Source organism: Pseudomonas sp. AN3A02, from assembly GCF_011765255.1.
Classification (GTDB): Bacteria; Pseudomonadota; Gammaproteobacteria; order Pseudomonadales; family Pseudomonadaceae; genus Aquipseudomonas.
The window spans coordinates 706,869-718,951 of sequence record NZ_JAARNI010000001.1; the positions used below are offsets into that span (position 1 = coordinate 706,869).

Annotated in this window: 16 protein-coding genes; 7 read left to right on the plus strand and 9 right to left on the minus strand. The window is 60.8% G+C overall.

Going from position 1 to position 12,083, the window contains the following annotated elements; genetic code table 11:
- Window positions 1-17: 17 nt before the first annotated feature.
- The 5 genes from HBJ59_RS03380 to HBJ59_RS03400 all read left to right on the plus strand — a co-directional run bounded on the left by HBJ59_RS03380 (window position 18) and on the right by HBJ59_RS03400 (window position 2,668).
- Window positions 18-926 carry a LysR family transcriptional regulator gene (locus HBJ59_RS03380; protein WP_167662771.1) on the plus strand — a complete coding sequence of 303 codons (909 nt, stop codon included), beginning with the start codon at window positions 18-20 and terminating at the stop codon, window positions 924-926.
- 171 nt (window positions 927-1,097) lie between these two features.
- Window positions 1,098-1,280 carry a type II toxin-antitoxin system HicA family toxin gene (locus HBJ59_RS03385; RefSeq protein ID WP_003189411.1) on the plus strand — a complete coding sequence of 61 codons (183 nt, stop codon included), beginning with the start codon at window positions 1,098-1,100 and terminating at the stop codon, window positions 1,278-1,280.
- A gap of 23 nt (window positions 1,281-1,303) precedes the next feature.
- Window positions 1,304-1,714, plus strand: a complete 411-nt coding sequence (locus HBJ59_RS03390; RefSeq protein WP_003212074.1) for a type II toxin-antitoxin system HicB family antitoxin — start codon at window positions 1,304-1,306, stop codon at window positions 1,712-1,714.
- A 22-nt stretch (window positions 1,715-1,736) separates the two neighbouring features.
- Window positions 1,737-2,069, plus strand: coding sequence for a hypothetical protein (locus HBJ59_RS03395; RefSeq protein WP_167662772.1), 333 nt, complete (start codon window positions 1,737-1,739; stop codon window positions 2,067-2,069).
- An 89-nt stretch (window positions 2,070-2,158) separates the two neighbouring features.
- On the plus strand, window positions 2,159-2,668 hold the full coding sequence (locus HBJ59_RS03400; protein ID WP_076015966.1) for a methylated-DNA--[protein]-cysteine S-methyltransferase: 510 nt from the start codon (window positions 2,159-2,161) through the stop codon (window positions 2,666-2,668).
- Here the strand turns inward: HBJ59_RS03400 and HBJ59_RS03405 are convergent.
- On the minus strand, window positions 2,638-3,441 hold the full coding sequence (locus HBJ59_RS03405) for a GNAT family N-acetyltransferase (RefSeq protein WP_076015967.1): 804 nt from the start codon (window positions 3,439-3,441) through the stop codon (window positions 2,638-2,640). The two genes, HBJ59_RS03400 and HBJ59_RS03405, sit on opposite strands and share 31 nt — an antisense overlap.
- A gap of 177 nt (window positions 3,442-3,618) precedes the next feature.
- Between HBJ59_RS03405 and HBJ59_RS03410 the strand changes: the two genes are divergently transcribed.
- Window positions 3,619-4,032, plus strand: a complete 414-nt coding sequence (locus tag HBJ59_RS03410; protein WP_076015968.1) for a low affinity iron permease family protein — start codon at window positions 3,619-3,621, stop codon at window positions 4,030-4,032.
- 56 nt (window positions 4,033-4,088) lie between these two features.
- On the opposite strand, the gene HBJ59_RS03415 is transcribed toward HBJ59_RS03410, so the two are convergent.
- The 3 genes from HBJ59_RS03415 to HBJ59_RS03425 all read right to left on the minus strand — a co-directional run bounded on the left by HBJ59_RS03415 (window position 4,089) and on the right by HBJ59_RS03425 (window position 6,148).
- Complete coding sequence (locus HBJ59_RS03415) at window positions 4,089-4,616, minus strand: DUF4142 domain-containing protein (protein WP_003212082.1); 528 nt, start codon at window positions 4,614-4,616, stop codon at window positions 4,089-4,091.
- Window positions 4,617-4,792: 176 nt separating this feature from the next.
- Entirely contained in the window at window positions 4,793-5,197 is a 405-nt protein-coding gene (gene fos, locus HBJ59_RS03420; protein WP_076015969.1) for a fosfomycin resistance glutathione transferase, read from the minus strand.
- A gap of 27 nt (window positions 5,198-5,224) precedes the next feature.
- A complete protein-coding gene (locus HBJ59_RS03425; protein WP_076015970.1) occupies window positions 5,225-6,148 on the minus strand; it encodes a LysR family transcriptional regulator in 924 nt (307 codons plus the stop codon).
- Window positions 6,149-6,216: 68 nt separating this feature from the next.
- On the opposite strand from HBJ59_RS03425, the gene HBJ59_RS03430 reads away from it, so the two are divergent.
- The gene (locus HBJ59_RS03430; RefSeq protein ID WP_167662773.1) at window positions 6,217-6,705 is read left to right on the plus strand and encodes a DMT family transporter; all 489 of its coding nucleotides are present in this window, start codon (window positions 6,217-6,219) and stop codon (window positions 6,703-6,705) included.
- Here HBJ59_RS03430 and HBJ59_RS03435 read toward each other — a convergent pair whose 3' ends face one another.
- The 5 genes from HBJ59_RS03435 to HBJ59_RS03455 form a co-directional block, all read right to left on the minus strand.
- Window positions 6,706-8,037 (minus strand): MFS transporter, encoded by a 1,332-nt coding sequence (locus HBJ59_RS03435; protein ID WP_167662774.1) that lies wholly within the window; start codon window positions 8,035-8,037, stop codon window positions 6,706-6,708. It abuts the gene before it with no gap.
- Between the two features lie 59 nt (window positions 8,038-8,096).
- Complete coding sequence (locus HBJ59_RS03440; protein WP_167662775.1) at window positions 8,097-9,035, minus strand: hydroxymethylglutaryl-CoA lyase; 939 nt, start codon at window positions 9,033-9,035, stop codon at window positions 8,097-8,099.
- Entirely contained in the window at window positions 9,032-10,225 is a 1,194-nt protein-coding gene (locus HBJ59_RS03445) for a CaiB/BaiF CoA-transferase family protein (RefSeq protein ID WP_167662776.1), read from the minus strand. The genes HBJ59_RS03440 and HBJ59_RS03445 overlap by 4 nt, the downstream gene beginning before the upstream one ends.
- 240 nt (window positions 10,226-10,465) lie before the next feature.
- Window positions 10,466-11,377, minus strand: a complete 912-nt coding sequence (locus tag HBJ59_RS03450) for a LysR substrate-binding domain-containing protein (protein ID WP_102604146.1) — start codon at window positions 11,375-11,377, stop codon at window positions 10,466-10,468.
- Entirely contained in the window at window positions 11,378-12,052 is a 675-nt protein-coding gene (locus tag HBJ59_RS03455) for an NAD(P)H-binding protein (protein ID WP_076015976.1), read from the minus strand. It abuts the gene before it with no gap.
- Window positions 12,053-12,083: the final 31 nt, after the last annotated feature.

Here is a 12,083-nt window from a genome sequence, read left to right on the forward strand (position 1 = left end):
AATACCCCGGGGCCAGGATGCTCGACCTACGCAAGCTGCGTTACTTTCTGACCGTCGCCGAAGAACTGCACTTCGGCCGCGCCGCCCTGCGCCTGCACCTGGCCCAGCCACCGTTGACCCGGCAGATTTCCGCGCTGGAGGCTGAACTGGGGTTTCGCCTGTTCGACCGCACCAGTCGCACGGTTTCGCTCACCGCCCAAGGGCGCTCGTTTCTGCCCTATGCACGGGCGGTGCTGGAGCAGGTCGACCTCGCCGAGGTCATTGCCGGCAAACTGGCTGCAGGTGCCGCCGGGCAACTGGCGCTGGGTTATGTCAGTTCCATAGCCCTGTCGGATTTGTTCAGCCAGGCGATTCAGGCCTTCGCCCAACGCTTTCCCGATGTGCAATTGACACTGGTGGAATGCGCCTCCGGGAGCCTGGGCGCACAGGTGGCTGATGGGCGCCTGGATATTGGCCTCAGCCGGTTACTGCCCCAGGAAGGTCAGACTGAGGTGCAAGCGTTGTCGTTGGGTGAGGAGCGGCTGGTCGCTGCGGTGTCCAGCGACAGCCCGTTGGCGAGCCAGGCCGAGGTCAGCCTGGCGCAGCTGAGCGTGTATCCACTGATTCTGTTTCCAGCCGATTACGGCTCGGGCCTCAACCAGTCCATCGAGCAGCTTTATCGGCATAAGGGTTTGCCACTGCGAGCCGGGCCTTCGGGGCGGCAAATCACCTCGATCATTGCGCTGGTGGCGGCGGGCCAAGGTGTGGCACTGGTGCCGGAATGCACTCAGAGTTTGATGAATAAGGGCGTGACGTATCGGCCGTTGGTGGACGAGGATGCGTATGCCCGTTTACTTGTTCTGACGCGCAACGATGTAAGCAGCTTGATGGTTAGGGCATTTTTGAGCGTGATTGATGAGTTGCTACAGGCTCGTCAGCAAGCCTGATTGCTCTGCCGAAAAACCTCGCAATACCTCCGCCGGGCGCAGTCCCCACACGCTCATACACTGCATACGCCACCTACAGCAACATCGGTCGTCGACCGCTGGTAGGTAGAGTGTTGATAATTTATCTTCAGTGGTTATAGTCACCACCAACACACACCACAAGGAGGTGATGTGGACAGCCGATATTTGATAGGTCACATCGTTGCGGATGGCTGGTATCTGGTGCGAATCAGAGGCAGCCATCACCATTTCAAGCACCCGACAAAGCCGGGGCTGGTGACGATTCCCCATCCTAAAAAGGACCTGCTGGACAAGACCGCAAAGAGCATTTTGAAACAGGCGCTGCTCAGCTAATACGTTCGTGGAGGACAACAAACATGCTGTACCCAATCGCAATTTCAACCGGTGACGAGGACCATGCCTGGGGTGTGGAAGTCCCGGACATTCCCGGTTGCTTCTCAGCTGGAGATGATCTGGACGACGCCATGGCCATGGCCCGCGAAGCGATCGAAGGCCACTTCGAGATCCTCGCAGAAGACGGTGCGCCCATTCCTACAGCACAGAAAGTCACCCTCCATGCCGCTAACCCGCAATATGCCGGCTGCACTTGGGCGGTGGTGGATATTGATGTCACCAAGTACCTGGGCAAGGCACAGAAACTCAATATCACGTTGCCCGGCTATCTGCTGAACCGCATTGACGAATACGTCCTGCATCATCCGGAAGAAAAAAGCCGTTCGGGCTTTCTTGCGTCTGCTGCGCTCAAAGTGTTGCAACAAGACCGGTAACAGCACTTCAAGGAATCGTTCAATGCTCCCTCCCGCACAACGCACTCCAAAACCCGTACTGCGCAAGGTACTGGGCTGGGTGCTGATTGCGCCTCTGCTGCTCTCGTTTCTCAGGCTGCCCTTTCCGTTGGGACTCGTCTTGGCGCTGGCGTCCATCGCAGCCTCCGTTTACGGCGCCCGGTTTGCCCAACTGCATGCCAGCCGACGTGTAACCGTATTTGCCGTGATCATCACGCTGCTCAACATCGCTTCATTTTTTGTCATTGGCACGGCATCGGTACTCAAGGCGCTGTACTGGTTCTCGTGGCTTTACGGGTATCCGTATTACGCCGATTGGGTTTACTGGAACTTCTAAGTCTTTCGCGAATTCGACCGCAAGAAACGTAGTTCCACCCTGGACCGGCCCACCTACAGTAGAGCCGTACACCCTCAAGGAGCCCGACCATGTCCTATGAATACCAATACATGCCCTCCCCCGTCGGCCAACTGACTCTCGTCGCCCGTAACGGAAAACTCACCGCCATCCTCTGGGAAAAAGAGCGCCCCAACCGTGTTCGGCTGGGGGTCCTGCAAGAGGCCAACAACAGCCCGGTGTTGCGGGAAACCGAGCGGCAGTTGAAAGAATACTTCGCCGGTACCCGCAACCGTTTCGAGCTGGAACTGGACTTTGCCGGCACCGACTTCCAGAAGAAAGTCTGGCAGGCGCTGTTGACCATCCCGTTCGGACAGACCCGCAGCTACAGCCAGATCGCCGCACAGATCGGTAACCCCAAGGCAGTGCGTGCGGTGGGCGCAGCCAATGGGCGCAATCCGATTTCGATTGTCGCACCGTGCCATCGGGTGATCGGTGCTTCAGGCGGCTTGACCGGTTTCGCCGGCGGGCTTGAAGCCAAGCAATACCTCTTGGAGCTTGAGGATGGCGTTCAGGCACAAACGCCATCCGGTTCCGCTTGAACCACGGCCTCACGCATGAACACCTGATATTCGAACAACGGGTTGAAACCCTGCTTGCGATAAAGCGAGAAACCCTGTGACGTTGCCTCAAGAAAGCAGCGCCGGGCGCCCAGGGCCTGGGCATGAGCCAGTGCCGCGTGAATCAGTTGGGTGGCATAGCCTTTACCCCGCCAGGCGATCTCAGTCGCGATGTCATTAAGCCGGGCCACGCCATCGCACATCGATAACGTCAACGAACACACCACACCGGCGCTGACTGACAGTGTGAAGTGGTAAAGGGCTTGATCGCTGTCCAGGGCTCTCTGATGCCGTGCCTGATAGTGCCCGACACTGCCCTGCGACATCCCGAACGCCCGGCCAATCGGGCCGGCCCATTCGCTCAAGTGCCGAGTCAGCTGGACGTTCGGATGACTGTCTCCCGACACCGGGATAAACGTCGATAGTTCCAGGAACATGGCTGTCGTCCGCTCTGTTGCAACAAAGCCCATCCCTGTCAGCACTTCGCCCAGGCCCTCCACCTTGTCGTCATGAATCAAGACACGTGTCGGCAGTGGGGTACGGCGAATCAGCTCCAGCGGAGCGTCCATTGAGTGCTCCAGTGCCGAACTGCCCACCAGGACAATCAGCAGGTTCCAGGGGACGGAATGCTCGTCGGCAAAATACGCATTTACGCAGGCACTGTAGCGGTGAAGCAGCGGGCAGAGCGCCGTTAAGAAATGCTCTTCGGTATGGTGATAAAGGGTAACCAAATCGCAGGTTGCGGTGGAATGCATGGGGCAAGTCCGGACAAAAGCCTAGTCTTCCCCTCCGCGCTTCAAGGCAGCGTAGGACCCGTCCTAAAGGGCCAACGGAAAAACATACAATTCTGCTCAAAACTCATTTGTTAAAAGAAATTTCAGCGCACGCCTGCGGTCAGTATTTTCATCACCCACCCTTTAAGGAAAACGGTCATGAAATTCTCCGCAGTCTCACAATCCCTGTCCCGTTGGGCAGGCAGTGCCCGCACGTTCTACGCGGCGGTGGCGTTGATCTTCCTGTGGAGTTTGAGCGGGCCTTATTTCCACTACAACGACACATGGCAGCTGATCATCAACACCTCCACCACCATCATCACTTTCCTGATGGTGTTCCTGATCCAGAACACGCAAAACCGCGACAACGACATTTTGCATATCAAGATCGACGAACTGCTGCGCGCCACCAAGGACGCGCAAAACGCGGTGCTGAGCCTCGATGGCCTTGATCGCAAGCAGCTTGAGAAATTGCGCAAGGAATACAAGACCATGGGCGACAGCGAAACCATCACCGTCACCACGCTGACGACTGAACGCGAACAGCCCAAGACCGACCTGAATCAAGCATAAAAAAACGGCGGTTGGAACTTATCCAACCGCCGTTTTTTATGAACGACTCAAGGCAATCAACCGTCGCCCTGGTGACCTTTACCGTAAGTCGACGCCAGCGCCCGGGCTTTCTCCAGGCGCTCCTCCAACTTGGGCAGGGTCTCATCCACCAGGGCCTTTATTTCCGGAATATCCGACTCGGCGCCTTCCTGCTTGAACAAGGCGATCGCGTCTTCATTGGCCTTGATCTGCTGGGCGGTGTAGGCGGCGTCAAACGAATCGCCGTCCTTGAGCTCGGGCATCAGCGATTCGGCCTTGTCGACGATCTTGTCCCGTGGGGCCACCGGCAAATCGAGCTTCTTGGCGATTGCCGCCAGGTGCTGATTGGCCAGGGTGCGTTCATTGATGACTTCGATGGTGTAGTCCTTGATCTCTTGGGACGAAGTCTTGGCGTGTGCCATGCGGCTGGTCTCGATATCGGCCATGCCCTTGGCCGAAGCCTGCTCGATGAAATCGGCAGGCGACTGGGCGAAAGCATTGCTGGCGCCGAGGCCCAGCAGCATCGCGAAACTGGCGGTGCGTAACCGGATAGCCATGCGGCTCATGATGGGTTCCTCCAGGTAATAAACAGGTGCAGGGAAACGAACCCCGCCCTGAATCTGAATTTTCAGGGCGATAAAGGTTTAGAAAAAACTTGTCAGTGCGACGAACGGTCGTCAGGCCTTGCTGCCAAACAGGCCCGGTAACGCACGGGGCTGGAAGCGTTCTGCCTGTTCTGCTGCTAAGGATAAAACTTCATCCCTACATACGGCTTATCGCGACAGGCTTGCAGGCGTGACGCCAAGTCACCAACGTGAACCTCAAGCTTGTGACCGTCGGGATCAAGGAAATAGAACGAAGCGCCTTCACTGCGGTTGTCGCGCCATTCGGCTACACCGACGGCTCGCAGGCGGGCCACCGCTGAGGCAAAGTCCTCGGCAGCAACGGTGAACGCATAGTGGGTGTATCCGGCAGCGGGTGTACTTAGTGACTCTAAGGACAAGCACAACCAGAGCCCCGGCAGCGACAGGTAGGCGCCGTTGTCCCAGGTCGCGTCGAGGCGCAGTTGCAGCAGCTCATTGTAGAAACGGATGCTGCGGTTCAAGTCGGTGACGGAGAGAGTCAGGTGATTGAGGCCTAAGAGCATGGAGTTCTTCCTTAAACACTGTGCTTATCAAACGCGCTCAAACAATACACCCTGCACCTGCCCATTCAACCACTGCAACGCCGGGTCTCCACCGCGCCGCGAATGCCATGCCAGCACAAACGCAAACGACGGGATATGAAACGGCGGCGGCACGGCCAGTAGCCGTTCGTGATCAATGTTGAGCAGCCCGCGAGACGACACGGTAAGAATCAGGTCCGTGCCCTGGATCAACTGCGGCGCGACACCCCAATGAGGCAAGCTGATAGCCACGTGCCGGCGCTCACGAATCGCCGTCAGCGCCCGTTCGATTTCCGGAGTGCCGCTGCCGCGCATTTCCAGCAACACGTGGGGCCGCGCCAGGTAGGTGGGCAGGTCAAGCACGCCGTTGTCAGGCAGGCTGTCACGGTCCACCAGGCATACGTAATGCTCTTCAAATAACGGCGTGCTGCGCAGTTCGGCAGGCATGTCGGGAAACACCCCGGCAGCCAGGTCGATGTCGCCATTGAGCACGCCATCCAGCATGCCTTCGCGGCTGGCCTGGATAATCTGCAAATCAATCCCCGGCGCTTCCCGGCGCAAAGTGCGCACCAGCTCCGGCAAGAAAATCGCCGCGCCGTAGTCCGACATCGCCACCCGAAAAGTACGTTTGGCCGAGGCCGGATCAAAGCGATTGGGCGCCAGCAACGCCTGCACCTGGGCCAACGCCTCCGCCAGCGGCATTGCCAGTTCCAGGGCGCGCGCGGTGGGCACCAACGAGCTGCCCTGGCGTACCAGCAACGGATCACCGAGCAAATCCCGCAACCGCGCCAGGGCGTGGCTTACCGCCGGCTGGCTCAAGTGCAAGCGCTCGGCGGCACGGGTGACGTGCTGCTCGCTGAGCAAGGCGTCGAGGATCACCAGCAGGTTAAGGTCGATGCGTCGAAGATCATTCATCAGCTGCATGTTCTGCATAAGAACTTGGAATTTAAATTTGCGCGACGAATAGCCTAGAGTCCAGCAAAACCTCTGGGAGATTGATGATGACGACGATGCATTGGGTAGGTTTATTGCTGTTGGCGGCGTTCGCCGGGGCGGTGGTGCCGTTTCAAAGTGCGATCAACGCCAACCTGGGACGCGGCCTGGGCCATCCGTTGTGGGCCACCCTCGCCTCGCTGCTGGTGAGCATTATCGTGCTGCTGCCGGTGATCCTGGCCCTACGCCTGCCGCTGCCCAACCTTGGCTTTATCACCAAGGCGCCGCTGTGGATGTGGAGCGGCGGTGCGTTCGGTGTGTGCTTTATCTCGCTGGCACTGATCCTGATGCCCAAGCTCGGCGCTTCGGGGTTTATCGCCCTGGCGATGGCCGGGCAAATCATCGCTTCGTTGATGCTGGATCACTTCGGCCTGTTTGGGCTGGTGGAGCGTCAACTCACTGCGCCCCGTTTGATCGGGGCGTTGATGTTGATCGGCGGCGTGGCACTGATTCAGTTCAGCGCCACGCCCACCCGATCGCTGGTAACCGCGGGCTGATCAGTGTTTGTCGAGGGTGCGCAGTTTCTGCGGCAAGCCCCACAGCAACAGCGCCGCCGCCAGCAGCGCACACACGCCGATGACATACAGCGCCGGCGTGGTGCTGCCGGTCAGGTCCTTGATCCGGCCGACCATCACCGGGCTGACGATGCCGCCAAACTGGCCCAGGGTGTTGATCACCGCAATCCCGCCCGCCGCGCCCGCCCCGGCACCGGCCAACAGCTTCGGCGGCAAGGTCCAGAAGGTCGGAATCGAGGCAATGATGCCCGCGCCCAGCAAGCTCAGAGCGACGATCAAGAACGTGGTGTGGTCCGCAAAGATTCCTGCACAGAAGAACCCCACCGCGCCCAGCGCCACCAGGCCACTGACGAACTTGCGGCGCTCGCCGGTAGCGTCGGACAAGCGCCCGATCACCACCATGCTGATGGCGCCGCAGACGTAGGGAATCGCCGTCAGCAGGCCGATCATCACCGGGCTCTGGGTGCCCGCGCTGCGGATCAACTGTGGCGCCCAGAAGTTCAGGCCGTAGGACGCTACCTGGATCAGGAAGTAGATAAAGCCCAGCATCAGGAAGCCGGGAATCCTGAGAGCCGCCAGCAATGAGCCGCCGCTCTTGTGGGGTTCATGCACGGCAATGCGGCTGGCCAGCAGCGTCTTCTCCGCCGAGGTCAACCAGTGGGCATCCTCGATGCGGTCCTTGAGCAGCTTGAGCACCAGGAAACCCAGCCCAACGCAAGGCAAGCCACCGAGCAGGAACAACCAGTGCCAGCCGCGCATCTGCAGCACGCCGTCGAGGTGTTCCAGCACCAGCCCGGAGAACGGCGCGCCCACCAGCCCGGCAAACGCCGACGCCAGGAACAGCATCGACGTGATGCGCCCACGGTAGTGCTGCGGGAACCACAACGTCAGGTAATACAACACGCCTGGGGCAAACCCGGCCTCCATCGCACCGATGATGAAGCGCAGGCCGTAGAACTGCCATTCCGCCGTGACGAACACCATGGCGGCCGTCGCCAGCCCCCACGACATCATGATGCGCGCGATCCAGCGGCGGGCGCCGACCTTGTACAGCATCATGTTGCTCGGCACTTCGAAGATCACATAGCCGACCACAAACAGCCCGGCGCCGAGGCCGTAGGCGGTGTCGCTCAAACTCAGGTCAGTCTGCAGTTGGAACTTGGCGAAGCTGATGTTGATGCGGTCAAAAAACGCGAACAGGTAGCAGACCATGATCAGCGGCATCAGGCGCCAGGCGACCTTGCTGACCAGGGCTTTTTCGGCATCGTGCTCAGCGGCCGGGCGCACGCCGGCCTCCAACGTATTAAGGCTCATTGTTTCTCTCCAGCGGACTGCTCACAGGCGTCCGATTGTTTTTGTTGTCTGGTGGCGGCTTACAAGGTGGCGATGTAGGCCGGTGGCGGATGCAGGTCGCAATTGCGCCCGGCCTTGGCCACCTGGCCCAGGAGTTCATGGCCGAGCAGGGGCGGCAATTGCCGCGACATTTTCAGCAAGTGCGGCAGGTCGATGCCCGTGTGAATCCCGACTTCCTCACACAGGTTGACCAAATCTTCGGTGCAGATATTGCCCGACGCGCCCGGAGCAAACGGGCAGCCGCCGAGGCCGCCCAACGCCGCATCAAACCTTCGGGCCCCGGCCTCGTACGCGGCCAGCACGTTGCACAAACCCAGGCCGCGAGTGTTGTGGAAATGCAGGGTCAGGTCGCTCGCCGGAATACGCTCCAGCACACGCGTGACCAGGCGTTCGACCTGACGCGGGTTGGCCATGCCGGTGGTGTCCGCCAGGCTGATGCCTTGAATGCCCAACTCGCGGTAGGCGTCGACCAATTGCAGCACACGGTCTTCATCAATCTTGCCCTCGAACGGGCAGCCGAAGGTGGTGGCGATGCTGCCGTTGAGGAGCACCGGATAGTCGGCAGCGAAACTCACGATGTCGCCGAACGCCGCCAACGACGCTTCGCAGCGCATGCGCATATTCGCCAGGTTGTGGGTCTGGCTGGCGGACATCACCAGGTTCAACTCATCGGCCCGGGACTCGACGGCGCGCTGGGCGCCCTTGAGATTAGGGATCAACGCCACGTAGATAATGCCGGGGCGGCGAGTAATGCCCTGGAACACCTGCTCACCATCGCGCAAGGCGGGAATGGCCTTGGGTGAAACAAACGAACCGGCTTCGATCCGGGAAAAACCCGCCAGGGACAGTTGGTCGATCAACGCGATCTTATCGACAGTCTCGACCCAGGTCGGCTCGATTTGCAGGCCGTCCCGAGGCGAGACTTCCTGCACGATCAAGGCATCGGAATAGCTTTTCATTGCACCACTCCCGAGGTTTTCAGGCGTTGAATATCGGCCCCGTTCAAGCCCAGGTCGCCGAGGATTGCATCGGTGTGCTGGCCCAGACTCGGGCCCTGCCAGTTCACGGCGCCGGGGGTTTCCGACAGCTTGGGCACGATGCCGGGCATCTTCACCGTGAGGCCGCCGGGCAGGTCGGCGCTGAGCAACATATCGCGGGCCTGGTAGTGCGGGTCGGCGACGATGTCAGCCACTGAATAGATGCGCCCTGCCGGTACTTCGGCGGCTTCCAGGGCGCTGAGCACCTGGTCGATGGGCAGGCTGCTGGTCCAGTGGGTGATGGCGGCGTCGAGCAGGCCGCTTTTGGCGGCGCGGCCATCGTTGTGGGCAAACTCCGGCGCTTCGGCCAGGTCGGCGCGCCCGATGGCGAGCATCAGGCGCTTGTAGATCGGGTCGCTGTTGCCGGCGATCACCACATAGGCACCGTCGGCGGTCAGGTAGGTGTTGGAGGGTGCGATGCCGGGCAAGGCGCCGCCGCTGCGTTCGCGTACATGGCCGAGCATGTCGTATTCCGGTACCAGGCTTTCCATCAGGTTGAACACACTTTCGGCCAGGGACACGTCGACAATCTGGCCGTCGCCCTGGCCGGTCTTGACCCGCAACAGCGACATCAGCGCACCGATCACACCGTGCAGTGAGGCCAGGGAATCACCGAGGCTCACGCCCACCCGTGCCGGTGGCGAGTCCGGGTTGCCGGTGGTGTAGCGAATCCCGCCCATGGCCTCGCCGATGGCACCGAAGCCCGGGCGGTCGCGGTAAGGGCCGGTCTGGCCGTAGCCCGAGATGCGCACCAACGTCAGCTTGGGATTGAGGGCGTGCAGTACGTCCCAGCCCAGGCCGAGTTTTTCCAGGCCGCCGGGGCGCAGGTTTTCGATCAGCACGTCGGCGTCACACAGCAATTGTTTGACCAGGTCCAGGCCTTCTGCGGACTTGAGGTCCAGGGCCAGGGACTTCTTGTTACGCGATTGCAGGTACCACCACAGCGACGTGCCTTCGTGCAGCTTTCGCCATTTGCGAAGCGGATCGCCCTGCCCCATGGCTTCGATTTTGATCACCTCGGCGCCAAACTCGGCCATCAGCCGGGCGGCGAACGGCGCGGCAATCAGGGTGCCGATCTCGATCACCTTGATACCGCTCAGGGGAGCCGTCATGGGGTGTACCTCTTGTTCTTGGAATGTGGGCCAAGGCTAGAGGACGCAGGCAGTAGAAATCCAACCGTCAGTTGGCAACGAGCGTTCGCCAAATGCGAAGGCTAGAGTCAGAGTTGGTCGTGGCGAGGGAGCTTGCTCCCGCTGGAGTGCGTAGCGCCCGGCTTTTTTTGGGGCTGCTACGCAGCCCAGCGGGAGCAAGCTCCCTCGCCACAGCAAGCTCCCTCGCCACAGGGTATTTGCTTACGCCTGCTCCCGCCGCAGGTAATCGAACAACAACCGGCTCACCGGCGACAACTGCGCTTCATCACGCACCACCAGGATCAGGCTGCGATCCGACCAGGCATCCGTCAGCGGCACCGCGTGCAAACCCAACGCCCGGCCAAACAATTCATAGGCCTTTTGCGGCAGGATGCCGATGCCCATGTTGGCCTGGACCATTCGGCACATGGCATCAAAACCCGGCACATGGATCCGCAGGCGCAGCACCTTGCCCGCCTCCCGTGCCGCCGCGTGGGTGCGCATGTTGATCGAGCTGGCGGAATGCAGCCCCACGTAGTCGCTGTCCAGCGTCTCGGCGAACGCCAGTGTCTTGCGCGAGGCCAACGGGTGATCCGCCGGCATCAGCACCACCAGTTTGTCCCGGCGATAGGTCACGCCGGGCAGGCCTTTGGTGTCGGTGTCGCTGGAGCAGATACCCAGGTCCGCCACCCCATCGATCACGCCCTGGACCACGCCATTGCTGGGCCGCTCTTCCAGGTCGGCTTTGACCTGCGGGTGCAGCGCGGAAAAGTCGCGCAAGTCTTCAGGCAGGAACTGAATGATCGCCGAGAGATTCGCCAGCATCCGCACATAGCCGCGCACGCCGTGGCTGTGTTCGCCCAGTTCCAGGCCCATTTTCTCGACGTTGAACAGCATCTGCCGCGCATGGTGCAGCAAGGTCTCGCCGGCGGCCGTGAGCTGCATGCCCTTGGCCTGGCGCACAAACAGGCTCACGCCCAGCACCTGTTCCAATTCCATCAAACGCTTGCTGGCCGCCGAGACCGCGATGGCTTCACGGGCGGCAGCGCGGGTCAGCGTGCCTTCTTCATGCACCGCCACAAACAACTGCAGCGTGATCAGATCAAGGCGACGAACCAGGCTTTTGTGCAGCATCTAGGCGCGCTCGGTGGCCAGGCGATTGATATCGGCCTGCTCCACCACCGGCAGAGGTGCGCCGTGCCGGACGGCCGAGAGCATCGCGCGACCAACGGTTTCCGTACTCACTACCCACGCCGGCCGCACATGGCGCAGCAGCGACAACAACGGGCCGACCACGGTGTAGATGGACTGGTAGAGCGGGGTTTTCGAACGCACACCGTGCAACGGCTGGATCACCCCGGGACGGAACAGGTACACCGCCTTGAACGGCAGGCGCAGCAACGCATTCTCGGTCTTGCCCTTGATCCGCGCCCACATGGTTTTGCCGGTTTCGCTGCTGTCAGTCCCGGCGCCGGACACGTAGATGAAGGTCATTTGCGGATTGAGCCGGGCCAGGGTGCTGGCGGCCACCAGGGTCAGGTCGTAGGTCAAATGGGTGTACTTGACCTCGTCCATGCCCACCGAAGAAACACCCAGGCAAAAGAAGCAGGCATCGAAACCTTGCAGCAGATGCTCCAGCGGCTGGAAATCGAACATGTCGGCATGCAGCACCTGGTGCAGCTTGCCGTGTTCCTGGGCCAGTGCGGTACGGCCTACGGCGACCACTTCCTGCACGTCACCGGCCAGCAGGCACTCGCGCAACACGCCCTGGCCGACCATGCCGGTGGCGCCGAATAATAGAACTCTCATAAGGTTGGTTCCTAAGCGACAAGCGGTTAGC

Excerpts from the sequence above, each read along its gene's own strand:
- HBJ59_RS03380 (WP_167662771.1), top strand. The coding sequence starts at position 18 with ATGCTCGACCTACGCAAGCTGCGTTACTTTCTGACCGTCGCCGAAGAA.
- HBJ59_RS03390 (WP_003212074.1), top strand. The coding sequence starts at position 1,304 with ATGCTGTACCCAATCGCAATTTCAACCGGTGACGAGGACCATGCCTGG.
- HBJ59_RS03395 (WP_167662772.1), top strand. The coding sequence starts at position 1,737 with ATGCTCCCTCCCGCACAACGCACTCCAAAACCCGTACTGCGCAAGGTA.
- HBJ59_RS03400 (WP_076015966.1), top strand. The coding sequence starts at position 2,159 with ATGTCCTATGAATACCAATACATGCCCTCCCCCGTCGGCCAACTGACT.
- HBJ59_RS03405 (WP_076015967.1), bottom strand. The coding sequence starts at position 3,441 with ATGCATTCCACCGCAACCTGCGATTTGGTTACCCTTTATCACCATACC.
- HBJ59_RS03410 (WP_076015968.1), top strand. The coding sequence starts at position 3,619 with ATGAAATTCTCCGCAGTCTCACAATCCCTGTCCCGTTGGGCAGGCAGT.
- HBJ59_RS03415 (WP_003212082.1), bottom strand. The coding sequence starts at position 4,616 with ATGAGCCGCATGGCTATCCGGTTACGCACCGCCAGTTTCGCGATGCTG.
- fos (WP_076015969.1), bottom strand. The coding sequence starts at position 5,197 with ATGCTCTTAGGCCTCAATCACCTGACTCTCTCCGTCACCGACTTGAAC.
- HBJ59_RS03425 (WP_076015970.1), bottom strand. The coding sequence starts at position 6,148 with ATGCAGAACATGCAGCTGATGAATGATCTTCGACGCATCGACCTTAAC.
- HBJ59_RS03430 (WP_167662773.1), top strand. The coding sequence starts at position 6,217 with ATGACGACGATGCATTGGGTAGGTTTATTGCTGTTGGCGGCGTTCGCC.
- HBJ59_RS03435 (WP_167662774.1), bottom strand. The coding sequence starts at position 8,037 with ATGAGCCTTAATACGTTGGAGGCCGGCGTGCGCCCGGCCGCTGAGCAC.
- HBJ59_RS03440 (WP_167662775.1), bottom strand. The coding sequence starts at position 9,035 with ATGAAAAGCTATTCCGATGCCTTGATCGTGCAGGAAGTCTCGCCTCGG.
- HBJ59_RS03445 (WP_167662776.1), bottom strand. The coding sequence starts at position 10,225 with ATGACGGCTCCCCTGAGCGGTATCAAGGTGATCGAGATCGGCACCCTG.
- HBJ59_RS03450 (WP_102604146.1), bottom strand. The coding sequence starts at position 11,377 with ATGCTGCACAAAAGCCTGGTTCGTCGCCTTGATCTGATCACGCTGCAG.
- HBJ59_RS03455 (WP_076015976.1), bottom strand. The coding sequence starts at position 12,052 with ATGAGAGTTCTATTATTCGGCGCCACCGGCATGGTCGGCCAGGGCGTG.